Genomic DNA, 16,647 nt, shown 5'->3' on the forward strand with positions numbered 1-16,647 from the left:
CATTGGGGATTCACCCGGATGCCGTTCGGACGTGACCTGGCCCCCTCGATGCTGCACCGCCACCCCGGCCACAGCGAAGCGATCGCCCGGATCGGCTGGTGTGTGGACCAATGCGCCATCGGGGTCATCACCGGTGAAGTCGGCGCCGGCAAAACCGTAGCCATCCGCGCCGCAGCCACCTCCCTGGACCCCGCCCGCCACGTCATCATCTACCTGGCCAACCCCACCATCGGAGTGCGCGGCATGCTCACCCACATCGTGGCCACCCTCGGGCACACCCCGGCGTTTCACACCGCCCGACTGGCCCCCCAGGCCGCCGACGCACTGGCCGCCGAACACGCCGAACGCGGCCGAAACCCCGTGCTCGTCGTCGATGAGGCCCACCTGCTCGACAATCATCAGCTCGAAGCGATCCGCCTTTTGACCAACCACGACATGGACTCCGGATCACCGTTCGCCGCCGTGCTCGTCGGGCAACCCACCCTGCGGCACCGACTGCGCCTGGGCGTGCTGGCCGCGCTGGATCAGCGCATCGCGGTGCGCTACACCCTGCCCGGGATGAGTCCGGCCGACACCGCCGACTACATCGCCCATCACACCAAGATCGCCGGCCGCTCCGATGCGCTGTTCGCCGACGACGCGATCACGCTGATCCACAACGCCTCCCGCGGGCACCCCCGCGCAGTCAACAACCTCGCCCTGCACGCCCTGACCGCCGCGTTCGCCGCCGGGCATTCCATCGTCGGGGAGAAAGCCGCACGCATCGCCATCAGCGAAACAGCAACCGACTGAACCAAATCCACGTCACCACGGCGACGACCACGCCACCGCGACAAGGATCCCGTCACCGAGATCACCAACGCCCCGCTCGCCACAAGCGAGCGGGGCGTTCTCATCAATGCATCATCATCAACGCCGATGACGCCGACATCTTCATCGTCAGCGACGGCCAACAGCTGGCGGCGAGGCGGTCTGGATTGGCATCAGGGTCCAGCTCACCGCGCTCCTGGATGCGGCGCAAGCCTGCTGCCAGGTGTCCCTCCCAGGTGCGGAAGGCAGCACTCAACGCAGGTCGGTACTCCGGGGAATTTTCCAGTTCGGTCGCCAACGTTGCGAGGGGACAAGCGAACCGATCACCGTCGCCGGGTTGTGCGTCGACAACGCGCGACACCCACGTGTCGAGCCCGTCCCACGATAAGATCGCGTCGGCGGCGTACTGACTGCTGTCGAGTACGCCCGTGAGTTCCCGGTCTATGACCGTTTGGACTAGTTCGGTCTTGTCGCGGAAATGGCGATGGACCTCCAGGTGTGGCATGACCTCGGTGCCCTCCTTGTCCTGGTGCGCGGTCCTAGCACGAAGCGGGATTCGCGAGGATCACCGTCGACGTACCGCTCAATCAGCGTCGGCGGATCCTGCACCAAAGCGCCGCCGGGTCCTGACTACAGATCCTGCAGCCGCAACGGGTGAGCTGTCATCACCCCAATCGGCCATTCACCCGGGTGAACGGAGGTGGAGCTACCCACTCGCGCCTGCTAGGTCTCGTTCTTCCTCGGCCCGTGGGCCCCGGGCGTGGCGCGATCGTCACGGCCGGGAGCATGCAGTGGTGCTGACAACTCCGCACCGGAGGGTCAATACCGTTCGGAACGGCCCTCAAGCGCCCCGAATGTAGTGGGCCGCGCCGCCGTCCACCCGACGGTGTGCGCGCGGTGATAGATGCACGAATCTGCGAGGTAGCCGTCGAACGGATACGAGCCGACCTGCGCGGCCGTCGCCGGCCTAATCGTCGAAGAGCTCGCCATCGCTGTCGGCGCTGTCTCCGTCACCGTCCCAAAGGTGGATGACGGGTAGCTCACGGAGAGTCGCCGCGCCAGACTTTCATGTGTGCGTGCCTCTGTGCTGGGTTGTCTGCGTAGCTGTGCGGCAATCTGACCAGCGTCGCGAGCACTGCCTCGGGTAGTGCCGTCCTGCTGGTCGCCACGGAGGACAGGATGCGCGCGATCGCGAGATATTCTTCCTCGCAACCCAGTTCGACACATACCATCGCGCGCTCATGGCGACTCAGTCATGGGCCTGCCGAGCCACAGGCGTGCTCAGGTGTGGGCGTGGATTCAGGCGTGTTACAGAAGACCGAGTTCGCGGGCGCGGGTGATCGCGGCGCGGCGGTCTTCAGCGCCGAGTTTGCGATAGAGGGCGCGTTGGTGGGTCTTAACGGTGTTGAGTGACACGTACAGTCGTTGGCCGATCTCGCGGCGTGAAAGTCGGGTGGCCAGCAGCCGTAGGACTTCGAGTTCCTTGGGGGTGAGCTCCGCACCGGCCGGCGTGCCGTGGGCTCGGCCGATGGACGTGACATCCTCGGAATCGGCGGTGATCAGCAGCCCGTGAACGATGCCCGTATCGGTGCAGTCCCGCAGCCACGTAGCAGCCTCGCTGCGGCTGTCCTGGGCGGCGGAGTGCTCTCCGAGGCGCCCAAGGATCTCGGCGGAGATCAGCAACGCGTGGGCCACCTCGAGGACCCCTGCGCCGCGACGGGCCAACACGACCGCCATCTCGACGGCCGCCGCGGCCGCGGCCGCGTCTCCGCGCATGTCGAGGATGATGGCTGTGGCAAGGGAGACCATCATCTCCACAAAGTGCTCGTCGTCGGACAAATCTCTGCTGCTGCCGGTCGCACGATGGATCTGCTGCTCGGCCTCGACCAGCCGACCTTGGCTGGCCGAGATCATCGCCAGATAGCCCAATGCGTATGTGCGGGCGAGGTGATTACCTGAGTTTTCGGCCTTGCGCACCGCTACGCGGAAGGCGCCCTGGGCGTCGGCGGTTTCGCCCGAGAAGTACAGCGCGGAACCATAAACGCAGTAGGCGGCCGCCGCACCCAGGGGTGCGTCGCCGAGGTCGAGGGTGATCGCCCGCCTCGCCGCGGCGAGCGCCTCGGCGAGGTCACCGGACTTGAAACGGTGCGCCGCGGCCAGGACGGCAACTTGCCCGCCGATGAGGTCGACATCTGTGGTGCCGTCCGACAATGTTGACTCAACCGCCTCGATCCAGCTGCCGGCCTCGTCGAGGCGACCGAAATCCAGGGCGATCCACGCCCTCGCCACACCCAACCGAGCATCGCCTGACACGGTCTCGGAAGGCAGCAGATCCAGCCAGCCCGAGACCGTCGACAATTGTCCCTGGTTGAAAATGGAGGCCCAGTGGGTGGCAATCAGCTCCGCGGTCCCCGCTAGATCACCCGCAGCCACCAGATGGTGAGCAGCGTCGTCGATGAAGCCCTGCTCGGCTAACCAGGCCGCGGCTCGTTGATGCAGGCCCCGAATGAGGTCAGGCTCGGTGCGGTGCATTTCGGTGCGCAGCAATTCTGCGAACAGCTGGTGATAGCGATACCAACGCCGAGAGACATCCAAGGGCTGCAAGAAGAGGTTCTCCCGCTCGAGAACCTCCAGCACCGATGCCGAGTCGCCGGTCTGCAGCACCGCGTCGCACAGCGCACCGTTGAGCCTGCGCAGCAGCGAGCTGCGCAGCAGGAAGTCGCGCCGTTCAGGCGACTGGCCGTCGAGCACTTCTGCGATCAAAAAGTCGACGATATGCCGGTTGTCCCCGGCAAACGTCTCAATGAACGATGCGACATCGGAGCGCCCGGCCAGCGACAGCCCGGCCAGATACAGGCCGGCGGCCCACCCCTCCGTGCGGCGAAACAACAATTCAACTTGGGCATCGGTCAGGTCCAGCCCGAGCACGACGCGCAGCAGTTGATCCGTTTCACCTACCTCGAAGCGCAACTTTTCGGCCCTTACCTCCAACAGTTCACCGCGGGCCCGCAGTCGCGCCAACGGCAACACCGGGTCCGAACGTGTCGCGATGAGTATGCGCAACGTCGGCGGCATCCGCTCGATCGCGAACGCCACCTGCTCGTGTACGGTCCGGTTTTCCACCAGGTGGTAGTCGTCGAAGATCAACGCGACCTGACAGTCCAGGGCGGTCAGTTCGTTGAGCAGGGTCGGCACCACCACCTGCACAGGGTCCGCCCCCATCCGTATCAGCTCGAAGGCGCGCGGCGCCACACCCGGGCTGGCCTTGCGCAGCGCAGCAATCACGCAGCTCCAAAATCGCGTCGGGTCGTTGTCGGACACATCAAGAGACAGCCAACCGCGCCGATCTTTGTCATCGGCGCCACTCACCCACTGCGCCAACAATGTCGTCTTGCCCCAACCCGCGGGTGCACTCAGCAACGTGAGCCGCCGGAATGGCTCCGCCGACAACACCCCGATCAAATCAGCGCGCTCAACGAGCCGGGCGCGGATCGCCGGCGGAGCCGACTTGGCGGCGAGCAACACCGCTGGCTCACCGCCCTCCCCGTCGCCAACCACCTTGGCATGGTGAGTCTTATCCGATCGCGACGATACGTCCGGCCGCTGACTGTCGCTCGTCGCCGTCCTCCTTAGACCGCCGCCCAAGACCGAACCGGAAGACTCCGGTCCCGCGCGATGCTAAACGTACTGGGCGCTCTCACCCGGGTGAGTTCCATCGCCGGGCGATGACCACTCACCCCGCGACGGTAAACGATGGATCACCAGATGACGCGCGGAAGGTCAACGTGGAGCCAATGGTGTACCAGATCTGTGTTCGCGGTCGCTTGACCGCGCGACTGGCCGCGGCGATGGAAGGGATGACCATGCAGGCGGGTGCGGTCGACACGGTGTTCACCGGCGAGGTCCGAGACCAATCCGAGCTGTACGGACTCCTCGACCGGCTGCGCGATCTTGGCTTGGAGCTCATCAGTGCGCAACCACAAGCTGCGGCTCGTCAGGATCCCGACGCGTAGGACGGCGCGCGATGATGACTGCACACCGGCAATCGTTGCCGAACCCAGCCGACACGCATCGCGACGACGGAAGGCGATCGCAGCTACGTGGGCGTGAACGTATCAGCACGGCATGAACGGCCGACCGCCGGACATGATCGCGTCATCAGCTCCGAGGGAGCTGACTCGGAGGCGCCGCTGCCCGAGAGCGGTGTCCATCGTAGATCTGTCCGCAAGGCAACGCCCGCTGCGCGATTTGATGACCAGCTCTGCCCCAGCTTGGAGCGGGTCTTCGACAATTCCTCGCATAAGGGGGCGTTGATGCTGCTCACCTACACCTTGGCCGGTCAGGCAGCTCTCGCGCCGAGTGGCGACCCGGCCGAAAGCTCGACTTTGTCGTTCACGGCTACCCGGTAGTGGCTTCGCAAAATTGCTCTGACGCGATCACCCGGTCGCTGGCGGCATCACCAATTCATCTGTGTGGGAGTATATTTCGATCATTGGATTCATGTGTACTGCACCTTGTCTATGCCCCGTAGGGCATCGAGGTAGATTTCGTCGGCATCGAGCCTGCGCATATCCTCGGCCAAGCAGTCGCGGGTCTCTCTACGCGCCAGCGGAAGTTTGGCGTCGGGTTTGGCGGTCCGGCTCAGGGTGGCGGTGACCCCTTGCTGGGGGCGACTCAGTGTGATGGTCTCGCTGGGGCGGACCAGTTCGATTTTGAGGTCGCCGACCGTGCGTTGGACGGGGCCGTCGATGCGGCTGGCCAGCCAGCCCGCCAGAATGTCCAGTGCGGGTTCCTCCTTGCGGCCGGAGACCAGTGCGGACTCAACCGGTTCGTGTGGGCCGTGGTCCAGCGCTGAGGTGAGCATCGCCCGCCAGTAGGTGATCCGGCTCCAGGCCAGGTCGGTGTCCCCGGCCGTGTAACCCCCCAGTCTGCTCTTGATGCAGGCCAGCGGGTCGACGCCGAAGGTTGCATCGGTGATCCGCCGGATCGCCAACTGCCCCAACGGGTCCTGTGCGGGCGCCCGCGGGGCGAGACCCGGCCACCAGACCACCACCGGGGTGTCGGGCAGTAGGAACGGGGTCACGGTGCTACTGGCCTGCGCGGCCAACGGTCCGGACAGCTTAAGCACGACGACTTCGCCGGCGCCGGCGTCGTGGCCGACCCGGATCTGTGCATCGAGTTTCGCCTCGGCGGCATCCCTGTTCACTGGGAGTGCGACGATCACCCGGCACGGGTGCTCGCGGCTCGCGGAGTTGGCGGCCTCGATGGACTCCTCGAGGTCAGCCTCGCTATCGGGTGCGATGACCAGGGTGAGCACCCTGGCCAAGGTGAACGCGCCACCCTCCTGGCGCAGTGCGTCCAGTCGCTTGTTGATCGCGTTGGTGTTGGTGGCTTCCAGCTCGACGATCATCGGTGTCCTCGATTCTTCGCGCAACCGCTCATCAGGGCCTCCGCCATTCCCGGCCGGTCCGGCGCAGCATCTCGAACGCCGAACCGGGTCCCCAGTCACCGGACTCATACGGGTCGGGTCTCCCATGGGCAGCCCAGTATTCGAGCGCGGGGTCCAGTATCTCCCATGATAATTCGACCTCATGGTTGACCGGGAACAACGACGGCTCGCCGAGCAGGACATCCAGGATCAGCCGCTCGTAGGCTTCCGGGGAGTCCTCGGCGAACGCCGACCCGTAAGAGAAATCCATATTTACATCGCGGACTTCCATCGAATGGCCGGGCACCTTCGAACCGAACCGCAGCGTGACGCCCTCGTCGGGCTGCACCCTGATCACCAGCGCGTTCTTGCCGAGCTCATCGGTCATCGTCGCATCGAACGGCAGGTGCGGAGCCCGCTTGAAGACCAGGGCGATCTCAGTGACTCTGCGGCCCAGGCGTTTTCCTGTCCGCAAGTAGAACGGCACGCCGGCCCAGCGGCGGGTGTCGACCTCGAGGGTGATGGCAGCGAAGGTCTCGGTGGTGGAGGTCTTGGAAAACCCCTCCTCCTCGAGCAGCCCGATCACCTTCTCGCCGCCCTGCCAGCCTGCGGTGTATTGGCCGCGAGAGGTATTCTCGTCCAACGGTTCCACCAGTCGTGTCGCTGAGAGCACTTTAATTTTTTCGGCCTGAAGTTCAGCCGGGCTGAAGCTGACGGGCTCTTCCATCGCGGTCAGCGCGAGCAGTTGGGTCAGGTGGTTCTGGATGACATCCCGTGCCGAGCCGACACCGTCAAAATAGCCGCCGCGGCCCCCTAGACCGATGTCCTCCGCCATGGTGATCTGGACGTGATCGACGTAGTGGGCATTCCAGATCGGGTCGAACAGCTGGTTGGCGAACCGCAACGCGAGGATATTCTGCACCGTCTCCTTTCCCAGATAGTGGTCGATTCGGAACACCGACTCTTCCGGGAAGGCGCTGTTGACCACGTAATTGAGGGACTTCGCGCTCTCCAAGTCGTGCCCGAACGGCTTCTCAATCACCACGCGACTCCAGCGGCCGCCTTCCGGCCGAGCTAGGCCAGACCTGGAGAGCTGCTTACACACCGTCGGGAAAGCCTTCGGCGGAACCGACAGGTAGAACGCGTGATTGCCGCCGGTACCGCGCTCGGCATCGAGCTCGTCCAGCGTCTCCTTCAACGAGGCGAACGACGCCTCATCGTCGAACGCGCCCTGCACGAAGCGGATGCCCTCGTTGAGTCGGTCCCAGACCTCCTGCCGAAACGGTGTGCGCGCGTGCGCCTGCACCGCGTCATGCACAATCTTGGCGAAATCCTGATCCGCCCAGTCGCGCCGGGCGAACCCGATCAGGGCGAACGTCGGCGGCAGCAACCCACGATTGGCCAGGTCGTAGATCGCAGGCATCAGCTTCTTGGTGGCGAGATCGCCGGTGACACCGAAGATCACCACTCCGCACGGGCCTGCGATCCGGGGCATCCGCTTATCACGCGTGTCCCGCAAAGGGTTTACCCAAGCGGTGGTGGCGGTGTCGGTCATTTCTTCTCGTCGAGCTGACCTTGGGTGGCCTCGAGAAGCTCCTGCCAGGACTTCTCGAACTTGTCGACGCCCTCGTTCTCCAGCACGATGAACACATCGGTGAGATCGATACCGACGGCCTCGAGTTTGTCGAACATCTCCTGGGACGGGCCCGCGGTACCGGTCAGGGTGTCGCCGGTGACGACGCCGTGGTCGGCGACCGCATCCATCGTCTTCTCGGGCATGGTGTTGACGGTGTTCGGCCCGACCAGCTCGGTGACATACAAGGTGTCGGAGTAGCCGGGATTCTTCACGCCCGTCGAAGCCCACAGCGGCCGCTGCACCAGTGCACCATCGGCTTTCAGCACCTCGAACTCCGCACCCCCCACGAAGACCTCTTCGTAGGCGGCGTACGCGAGCCGGGCGTTGGCGACGCCGGCCTGACCACGTAGCGCCAGCGCCTCCTCAGTGCCGATCTTCTCCAGCCGGGCGTCGATCTCGGAGTCCACGCGGGAGACGAAGAACGACGCCACCGAATGGATCTTCGAGAGGTCATGTCCGGCCTCCTTGGCCTTCTCCAGGCCCTTGAGGTACGCGGTCATGACCAACTTGTGCCGCTCGACGGAGAAGATCAGCGTGACGTTGACCGAGATGCCTTCCGCGATGACCGCGGTGATGGCGGGCAGACCCTGCTCGGTCGCGGGAATCTTGATCAGCACGTTGGGCCGGTCGACGATCTTCCAGAGCTCGATGGCCTGCTGGATCGTCTTGTCGGTGTCATGGGCCAGGCGTGGGTCGACCTCGATGGAGACCCGGCCGTCGACGCCGCCGGAACTCTTGTAGATCTCGGCGAAAACGTCGCAGGCGTTGCGGACGTCGTCGGTGGTGACGGTACGGATGGTGGCGTCGACGTCGGCGCCGTGCTCGGCGAGTTCGGCGATCTGCTCGTCGTAGGCGTTGCCCTTGGACAGGGCGGCCTGGAAGATCGACGGGTTGGTGGTGACGCCGACAATGCTCTTGGTATCGCGCAGTTCGATCAGGTTGCCCGATTTCAACCGGTCGCGGGACAGGTCGTCGAGCCATACCGAAACCCCGGCAGCGCTCAGGGCCGCCAGGTTGGAATTCTGTGTCATTTCGCTTGTCTCATCCTCTGGTTATCAGTGTCAGCTGGTGGTCGGTCAGAACTAGTTGGCGATCGAGCGTTCCGCGGCGGCGGCGACGGCTTCGGGGGTGAACCCGAATTCTCGGAACAGGGTCTTGTCGTCGGCGGATTCGCCGTAGTGCTCGATCGACACGATCTCGCCAGAGCCGCCGACCAGCTTGTGCCAGCTCATCGCCACTGCCGCTTCGACCGCGACACGGGCCGACACCTGGGGAGGTAGCACGCTGTCGCGGTACTCCTTAGGCTGGCTCTCGAACCACTCGACGCACGGCATGGAGACGACGTAGGCGGTGATGTTTTTCTCCGCCAACAACTTCTTCGCCTCCACCGCCAACTGCAGCTCCGAACCGGTCCCGATGATGATCACGTCGGCGTCGTCGGCCGGATTGCCGCCACCGAGGACGTATCCGCCCTTGCTGACACCCTCGTAATTCGTTCCTTCCAGCACCGGGATCCCCTGCCGGGTCAAGATGAAGCCAGCTGGCCCGCTGCCGTTGCCCCGCGCAATGATGTTGCGCCAGGCGTACGCGGTTTCGTTGGCATCGCCGGGACGCACCACGGACAGGTTCGGAATTGCGCGCAGCGCGGCCAGGTGTTCGACCGGCTGATGGGTGGGACCGTCCTCACCGAGCCCGATGGAGTCGTGCGTCCAGATGTAGATGGTGTTGATGTCCATAAGCGACGCCAGCCGGACCGCGCCGCGCATGTAGTCGGAGAACTGCAAGAAAGTTCCACCAAACGCGCGGGTCGGTCCGTGCAACACGATGCCCGACAGGATCGAACCCATCGCGTGCTCGCGGATGCCGAAGTGCAGCACCCGGCCGTACGGGTCGGCGGTGTAGTCCTTGGTCGAAATTGACCGAGGGCCAAACGATTTCACGCCCTCGATGGTGGTGTTGTTGCTGCCCGCCAGGTCGGCCGAGCCGCCCCACAATTCGGGCAGTTTCGACGCCACGTCGTTGAGCACCTGACCGAACGCCGCGCGGGTGGCCAGCGCCTTGGATTCGGGTTCCCAGTAGGTCACGTCGACGTCCCAGCCGTCGGGCAACTCCCCGGCGAGCAGGCGGTCGAGCAGCTTCTTGCGCTCGGGCTCACGCTCGGCCCAGGCGTCGAATTCCGGCTGCCACTTCTCGTGGGCTTCCCGGCCCCGGTCCACCAGCTTGCGGGTGTGCTCGATGACCTCGTCGCGCACCTCGAAGGTCTTCTCCGGGTCGAAACCGAGGATCTCCTTGGTGGCGGCCACTTCCTCGTCGCCGAGAGCCGAGCCGTGCACACCGCCGGTGTTCATCTTGGTGGGGGCGGGATAGCCGATGATCGTGCGCACCGAGATGAACGACGGCTTGTCGGTGACGGCTTTCGCCGCTTCGATGGCTTCCTCGATGCCGGTGACGTTCTCGCCGCCCTGAACCTCTTGGACATGCCAGCCGTAAGCCCGGTAGCGGGCCGGAACATCCTCGGACAGCGCGATATTGGTGTCATGCTCGATCGAGATCTGATTGTGGTCGTAGAACACGATCAGATTGCCGAGCTCCTGGGTGCCCGCCAGCGACGACGCCTCGCTGGTGACGCCTTCTTCCATGTCGCCGTCGGAGGCGATCACGTAGACGAAGTGGTCGAACGGGCTGGTGCCGGGGGCGGCGTCGGGATCGAACAGGCCCCGCTCGTAGCGGGCCGCCATCGCCATCCCGACCGCCGACGCCAGGCCCTGGCCGAGCGGGCCGGTGGTGATCTCGACGCCCTTGGTGTGCCGGAACTCCGGGTGACCGGGAGTCTTCGACTTCCAGGTCCGCAACGACTCGATGTCTTCGAGCTCGAGCCCGAATCCGCCGAGGTAGAGCTGGATGTACAGCGTGAGGCTGCTGTGGCCGCAGGACAGGATGAACCGGTCGCGGCCGAGCCAGTGGACGTCGGACGGGTCGTGCCGCATTTGCCGCTGGAACAGCGTGTACGCCAACGGCGCCAAGCTCATTGCAGTGCCGGGGTGGCCGTTGCCGACCTTCTGAACCGCGTCTGCCGCCAGCACGCGCACCGTGTCGACGGCGACTGAGTCGACGTCGGCCCAGTCTTCGGGATGGTGCGGTTCGGTGAGGGCCGAGATCTCTTCCACTGTGGTCACAAGCTCACTCCTCGATGGCAAATCATTTGTCCCCGATTGACTTTCACAATGCGGTCTCCAGATGGATGTGTCGCGTGTGCGACGGACTGGTGGGTGGATCTACTTCTGTTCGGCATGGCCGCCGAATTCGCTGCGCATGGCTGACACGATCTTGTCGGTGAAGTTGCCGAGTTGTCGGGACTCGAATCGCTCGAAGAGTGAGGTCGTGATGACAGGAGCCGGAACACCCTCGTCCACTGCGGCGAGGACCGTCCACCGGCCTTCGCCGGAGTCGGATACCCGCCCGCTGAATTCGTCGAGTTCGGGTGAGCGGGCCAGCGCGTTGGCGACCAGGTCGACCAGCCATGATCCGACCACCGATCCGCGCCGCCAGACCTCGGCCACCTCGGCGATGTCGATGTCGTATTGATAGGCCCACGGGTCGCGCAGCGGGGTGGTCTCCGCGTTCACGGCTTGGGTTGCCTTGCCGGCGTCGGCGTGCTTGATGATGCTGAGGCCCTCGGCGATCGCGGCCATCATTCCGTATTCGACCCCATTGTGGACCATCTTCACGAAATGCCCTGCCCCACTTGGCCCGCAGTGCAGGTACCCGTCGGCGGCGGTGCCGGCGCGGCTGTCACGGCCCAAGGTCGGCTCGGCGGATCCGGCGCCGGGGGCGATCGTCTTGAAGATTGGGTCGAGTCGGTTCACGACTTCGGATTCCCCGCCGATCATCAAGCAGTAGCCGCGATCGAGTCCCCACACCCCGCCGCTGGTGCCGCAGTCCACGTAGTGAATGGCCTGGGTCACCAGCTGCTTGGCCCGGGTGATGTCGTCGCGATAGTAGGAGTTGCCGCCGTCGATGACCGTGTCACCGGGCTCCAACAGGGGGACGAGGTCGTCGAGGGTCGAGTCGACGATGGCCGCTGGCAGCATCAGCCACACTGTCCGGGGCTGTTCCAGCTTCTCGACGAGGTCCGCCAGTGATGCGGCCCCGGTCGCCCCGTCGTCTGTCTCGAGCTTCTCGACCGCGTCGGGGTTGACGTCGTAGACAACGCAGCGGTGCCCGTCGCGGATCAGGCGCCGAACGAGGTTGGAGCCCATCCGGCCTAGCCCGACCATACCCAGCTGCATTGAGGTGCCAGTTGCCATGTTCTTCTTTCTCACTTGAGTGATCGGTAGCGCCGGATCAGCTTGTTGGTCGACGAGTCGTGGTCGAGTTCGGGTTCGGCATCGCTCTGCAACCCCGGCAGGATCGCCACGGCCAGTGCCTTGCCTAGCTCGACGCCCCATTGGTCGAAAGAGTTGATGCCCCAGATGGTTCCCTGCGTGAACACGCTGTGCTCGTAGAGCGCCACCAGTGCGCCGAGGATGTGGGGGGTCAACACCTGCGCCAGCAGCACATTGGTCGGACGGTTTCCCTCCATGACCCGGTGCGGCACCACCGCCTCGGGAGTCCCTTCCGCGCGAACCTCCCCCGCGGTTTTACCGAAGGCGAGTGCCTGGGCCTGGGCGAAGACATTCGACGACAAGATGTCGTGGTGGTCGCCCAGGGGGTTGAGGCCCTGCGCGAAGCCGATGAGGTCAACCGGTATCAGCGAAGTTCCCTGGTGGATCAGCTGGTAAAAGCTGTGCTGGCCGTTAGTGCCAGGCTCACCCCAGTACAGCGGGCCGGTCTGGAAGTCCACAACCGTGCCATCGAGGGTGACGTGCTTGCCGTTGGACTCCATCGTCAGCTGCTGCAGATACGCGGGAAAACGCTTGAGGTACTGGTCGTACGGCATCACGCCGACCGCAGAGGCCCCAAAGAATTCCACGTACCACACAGTGAGCAGGCCCATGAGCACAGGGAGGTTTCGAGGCAGCGGCGTGGTGCGGAAGTGTTCGTCCATCGCGTGCAAACCGGCCAACATTTCGTTGAACTGATCAGGCCCGAGTGCCACCATCGTGGACAGGCCGATGGCCGAATCCATCGAATACCGACCCCCGACCCAGTCCCAGAAGCCGAACATGTTCGCGGTGTCGATCCCGAACTGCGACACTCGCTCGGCGTTCGTCGAGACGGCCACGAAGTGCTTGGCGATCGCGGACTCGTCGCCCAGCTGGCCGAGCACCCAATCCCTCGCCGAGGTGGCATTAGTCAGGGTTTCCAGGGTCGTGAACGTCTTTGACGACACGATGAACAGCGTCTCTTCTGCCGACAGGTCCCTGGTGGCTTCCGCGAAGTCCGTCGAGTCCACGTTGGAGACGAACCGGAATGTCAGATTGCGCTCGGTGTAGTGGCGCAGCGCCTCGTAGGCCATCACCGGGCCCAGGTCGGAACCACCGATGCCGATGTTGACGATGTTGCGAATCGGTTTGCCGGTATGGCCTTTCCAGTCACCCGAGCGGATCTTCGTGGCGAACTCGGCCATCCGGTCCAAGACGTCGTGCACCTGGGCGACCACGTCGACCCCGTCGACGATCAACGCGGCGTCTTTCGGCATACGCAGTGCCACATGCAGAACCGCACGGTTCTCGGACACGTTGATCGGCATCCCGGCGAACATCGAGTCGCGACGCTCCTCGAGACCGCACTGCTGGGCCAACTCCACTAGAAGATCGACGGTTTCATCGGTGATGCGGTTCTTGGAATAGTCCAGATAGAGCCCAGCCGCCTCGGCGTTGAACCATTCGCCGCGATCGGGGTCGTCGGCGAACAGGTCACGTAGATGGCGGTTCCCGATCCTGGCGTGGTGTTCGGCGAGAGCGGCATAAGCGGGGCGAACACGCAACGGTGAATCTGGCATATGAAGTCCTCTTCGTGGGTCGGCGTCGGTGGGTCGGTGGCTCGTCGGCGTGCAGTTCCTCACGGGTCAGGTCGGGGAAGGCCTTGCGGTGGCCCTCGAACGTCGTGTCCCACGCCCGCAGGGGCTGGTCGCCGCGGGCGGTAATGCTCGAAGGCGAAACTGTCGTAGACAGTGGCGGGGGCATGGAAGTCGGCCTCCACGCCCTTTGTCGTCGGCATTCAGGATGGCTGCGCGACGCCCGAATCATGTTGATCATGACGGTATCAACGTCGGGTCCACATGAATTAGACTGTGCACCAACAGAAGTGTTAACACCTACCAGATCAACCACTGAGCGAGCTCGAGGAGTGGTCCGTTGGGGTCCGTGTTCACCTGGGGTGCTCATTGGTCTCTTTTCTTCACTCCGTGGTCTGTAGCGTGGTCGGCCCGGCGGTGGTGATGAGTCGTCTAGGTCGGTGCGGCGGCGGGGAGGAATACTCCGGCGCTGTCTGATGCTTCTTGGGACCGGATGACGTGCACTACGGCGTTGATCAATGCCAGGTGCGTGAACGCTTGGGGGAAGTTGCCCAGATGCCGGCCGGTGCGCGGCTGGATCTCCTCGGCGTAGAGGTTGAGCGGACTGGCAAACGACAGCAGCCGTTCACACAGCTGCCTGGCGCGGGTGATCTCACCAATCTCCACCAGCGCCGAGACCAACCAGAACGAGCAGATGACGAATGCGCCTTCCTCACCGTGCAATCCATCGTCGGTCTCCTCGACGCGGTAGCGCAGCACCAGGCCGTCTTCGGTGAGCTCATCGGCGATCGCCAGCACGGTGGCACGCATCCTCGGGTCGTCGGCGGGCAGGAAGCGGAGCAGCACGGCCAGCAGCAGCGCCGCGTCCAGCGCGTCGGAGCCGTAGCGCTGAACGAGCACACCTCGGGAATCGACGCCGTTCTTCAAGACGTCGGCCCGGATTTCCTCGGCGATCGGGCGCCATTTCTGCACGTAGGCCTGTTCACCGCGAATCTCGGCCAGTTTCGCCCCACGGTCCAGCGCGACCCAGCACATGATCTTCGACGACGTGAAGTGCTGGGGTTCGCCGCGGACTTCCCAGATGCCGCGGTCCGGGTCGCGCCAGTGCTTTATTGCCTCCTCGACCTGTTGTATGAGCATGAGCCACAATGTTTCTGGTATGTCATCGCGTGACTTGGCATGCAGATACACCGAGTCGAGGATCGTGCCCCAGATGTCATGCTGGTCCTGGTTGTAGGCGCCGTTGCCGACCCGCACCGGGCGAGCCCCGTCATATCCCGTCAGATGAGTGAGCTCATCCTCGACCAGTGCCCGCTCCCCGCCGACGCCGTACATCACTTGCAAGGGACGGTGTTCATCGCCGTTCGCGCAGGACACCTCGGCGATGAACGAGAAGAAGTCGTCCGCCTCCCGGTCCAGGCCCAGCGTGTACAGACCCCACAGCGCGAACGTCGAATCGCGCACCCACGCGTAGCGATAGTCCCAATTGCGTTCGCCGCGTGGCGTTTCTGGTAATGACGTGGTGCTCGCCGCCAGCAGCGCGCCTGTGGGGGCGTACGTCAGCCCTTTCAGCGTCAGCGCGCTGCGTTGTAGATATGTCCGCCATGGGTGATCCGGAAAGTTCCCCGAATTGATCCATTCCCGCCACATGTCGCCGGTCTTCCACATTTTGTCGGCGGCTTGCTCATAACCTGGCGGGGGCGGCGGTTCCGACCAGGACAATGCGACAAACACGTTGTCGCCCTCTTTCATTCGGGTACGCGCGTGGGCTTCGCGGCCCTCAATACCCAACCGCAGATTGGTCGTGAGCCTGAGCCTCGGGTGCGTGTCGGGATCGTCTTGGGCCGAAGCGATTGCCTCGCCGTAAGCGGGCCCGCAGTATTCCCAGCGGGCACCGACCCGGTGGTAGTCGAATGACGGTGCGCAGTTCACCACCAGGTCGACGGTGCCGCTGACGCATCGCACGGTGCGCAGCAGGGTGTGCTCGGCGTCCCAGTCCATCGGGGTGCGGCGGTGGGTGGGTGACCGCGAGCCCACGTCATGCCAGGGACCCATCACCAGCGCGTCGCGCACGATGAGCCATCCTGTGTGGGTCTGCCAGGTGGTTTCCAGGATGAGGCTGCCCGGCAGATAGCGGCGTGCAGCCGGAACCGATACCCCTTTGGGGCCGACCCTGAAATGGCCGGCAGATCGGTCAAGGAGTGCGCCGAATACGCTAGGTGAGTCCGGTCTAGGCACGCACAGCCATTCCACCGACCCGGTGGATGAGATCAGACACGTGGTCTCGCAGTCCGACAGGAAGGCGTAGTCGGCGATGGGCGGGAACGGATTTCGGCTAGAAACTGTAGCGATTTCAGGAACCGTATTGGTGTCCAGCATCTGCGATGGGTCGACCCCTGTGTCCGTCGCGCTTTTTAGCCGGGTCAAGAGATATCAGGCTCATCGAGCGTGGTCATCGAATCCTAACGACTGTAGGCAATTTGACTCTATCGGTCTGAGGAATGCGACCCGACCTGTCTCAATTTGGCGGGTCACCAGAAGGAAGAACCAGCGGCGCAATGGCTTTGAAACGAAACTTTCCCAGACCGCCGCCGAAATGGAACGCGACGGCCGACTCACCGACACCCGGGGTGGTGAAGGGCAACAGACGGTGGACACGCAGGCTGACCAGCAGGGCGTCGGTTCAGGGTCCTCCAAAGAGTCGACGAGAGGTCATGCGGCTTGTATGGCCGCGTCCAGCAAATGCTCGATGGGGCCGGGCTGAGCATGCGCGTCACCGTGTGACGCTTCTGATGCTCACCAAACTGCCTCCAA

Annotated in this window: 11 protein-coding genes; 2 read left to right on the top strand and 9 right to left on the bottom strand. The window is 64.3% G+C overall.

Annotation, left to right across the window (positions count from 1 at the left end; all coding sequences use genetic code 11):
* The first annotated feature begins 18 nt into the window (after positions 1 to 18).
* Entirely contained in the window at positions 19 to 792 is a 774-nt protein-coding gene (locus tag ACZ5IQ_RS10825) for an ExeA family protein (RefSeq protein WP_235660736.1), read from the top strand.
* 103 nt (positions 793 to 895) lie between these two features.
* On the opposite strand, the gene ACZ5IQ_RS10830 is transcribed toward ACZ5IQ_RS10825, so the two are convergent.
* Both ACZ5IQ_RS10830 and ACZ5IQ_RS10835 read right to left on the bottom strand, forming a co-directional pair.
* Positions 896 to 1,315 carry a TetR/AcrR family transcriptional regulator gene (locus ACZ5IQ_RS10830; protein ID WP_464481234.1) on the bottom strand — a complete coding sequence of 140 codons (420 nt, stop codon included), beginning with the start codon at positions 1,313 to 1,315 and terminating at the stop codon, positions 896 to 898.
* Positions 1,316 to 2,118: 803 nt separating this feature from the next.
* Entirely contained in the window at positions 2,119 to 4,368 is a 2,250-nt protein-coding gene (locus ACZ5IQ_RS10835; protein ID WP_464481235.1) for a LuxR C-terminal-related transcriptional regulator, read from the bottom strand.
* Positions 4,369 to 4,604: 236 nt separating this feature from the next.
* Here ACZ5IQ_RS10835 and ACZ5IQ_RS10840 point away from each other — a divergent pair, with 236 nt between their 5' ends.
* A complete protein-coding gene (locus ACZ5IQ_RS10840) occupies positions 4,605 to 4,823 on the top strand; it encodes a hypothetical protein (RefSeq protein ID WP_109394498.1) in 219 nt (72 codons plus the stop codon).
* A gap of 485 nt (positions 4,824 to 5,308) precedes the next feature.
* Here the strand turns inward: ACZ5IQ_RS10840 and opcA are convergent, their stop codons facing one another.
* The 7 genes from opcA to ACZ5IQ_RS10875 form a co-directional block, all read right to left on the bottom strand.
* Positions 5,309 to 6,220 (bottom strand): glucose-6-phosphate dehydrogenase assembly protein OpcA, encoded by a 912-nt coding sequence (gene opcA / locus ACZ5IQ_RS10845; protein WP_057963650.1) that lies wholly within the window; start codon positions 6,218 to 6,220, stop codon positions 5,309 to 5,311.
* Positions 6,221 to 6,251: 31 nt separating this feature from the next.
* The gene (zwf, locus tag ACZ5IQ_RS10850) at positions 6,252 to 7,793 is read right to left on the bottom strand and encodes a glucose-6-phosphate dehydrogenase (RefSeq protein WP_464481236.1); all 1,542 of its coding nucleotides are present in this window, start codon (positions 7,791 to 7,793) and stop codon (positions 6,252 to 6,254) included.
* Positions 7,790 to 8,905 carry a transaldolase gene (gene tal / locus ACZ5IQ_RS10855; RefSeq protein ID WP_464481237.1) on the bottom strand — a complete coding sequence of 372 codons (1,116 nt, stop codon included), beginning with the start codon at positions 8,903 to 8,905 and terminating at the stop codon, positions 7,790 to 7,792. Before tal ends, zwf begins: the two co-directional genes overlap by 4 nt.
* Before the next feature lie 51 nt (positions 8,906 to 8,956).
* Positions 8,957 to 11,050: a transketolase gene (gene tkt / locus ACZ5IQ_RS10860; RefSeq protein WP_464481238.1), complete on the bottom strand. Its 2,094-nt coding sequence runs from the start codon at positions 11,048 to 11,050 to the stop codon at positions 8,957 to 8,959.
* Between the two features lie 99 nt (positions 11,051 to 11,149).
* Positions 11,150 to 12,163 (bottom strand): phosphogluconate dehydrogenase (NAD(+)-dependent, decarboxylating), encoded by a 1,014-nt coding sequence (gnd, locus tag ACZ5IQ_RS10865; protein WP_198530390.1) that lies wholly within the window; start codon positions 12,161 to 12,163, stop codon positions 11,150 to 11,152.
* Positions 12,164 to 12,192: 29 nt separating this feature from the next.
* Positions 12,193 to 13,803, bottom strand: coding sequence for a glucose-6-phosphate isomerase (gene pgi, locus ACZ5IQ_RS10870; protein ID WP_464481457.1), 1,611 nt, complete (start codon positions 13,801 to 13,803; stop codon positions 12,193 to 12,195).
* Between the two features lie 462 nt (positions 13,804 to 14,265).
* Entirely contained in the window at positions 14,266 to 16,212 is a 1,947-nt protein-coding gene (locus ACZ5IQ_RS10875; RefSeq protein ID WP_464481239.1) for a glycoside hydrolase family 15 protein, read from the bottom strand.
* Between the last annotated feature and the right edge of the window lie 435 nt (positions 16,213 to 16,647).

The sequence above is a fragment of the Mycobacterium toneyamaense genome (assembly GCF_055384815.1).

What these genes read in the sequence shown, in the direction of transcription:
- ACZ5IQ_RS10825 (WP_235660736.1), top strand. Translation starts at nt 19, where the DNA reads ATGCCGTTCGGACGTGACCTGGCCCCCTCGATGCTGCACCGCCACCCC.
- ACZ5IQ_RS10830 (WP_464481234.1), bottom strand. Translation starts at nt 1,315, where the DNA reads ATGCCACACCTGGAGGTCCATCGCCATTTCCGCGACAAGACCGAACTA.
- ACZ5IQ_RS10840 (WP_109394498.1), top strand. Translation starts at nt 4,605, where the DNA reads ATGGTGTACCAGATCTGTGTTCGCGGTCGCTTGACCGCGCGACTGGCC.
- opcA (WP_057963650.1), bottom strand. Translation starts at nt 6,220, where the DNA reads ATGATCGTCGAGCTGGAAGCCACCAACACCAACGCGATCAACAAGCGA.
- zwf (WP_464481236.1), bottom strand. Translation starts at nt 7,793, where the DNA reads ATGACCGACACCGCCACCACCGCTTGGGTAAACCCTTTGCGGGACACG.
- tal (WP_464481237.1), bottom strand. Translation starts at nt 8,905, where the DNA reads ATGACACAGAATTCCAACCTGGCGGCCCTGAGCGCTGCCGGGGTTTCG.
- gnd (WP_198530390.1), bottom strand. Translation starts at nt 12,163, where the DNA reads ATGCAGCTGGGTATGGTCGGGCTAGGCCGGATGGGCTCCAACCTCGTT.
- ACZ5IQ_RS10875 (WP_464481239.1), bottom strand. Translation starts at nt 16,212, where the DNA reads ATGCTGGACACCAATACGGTTCCTGAAATCGCTACAGTTTCTAGCCGA.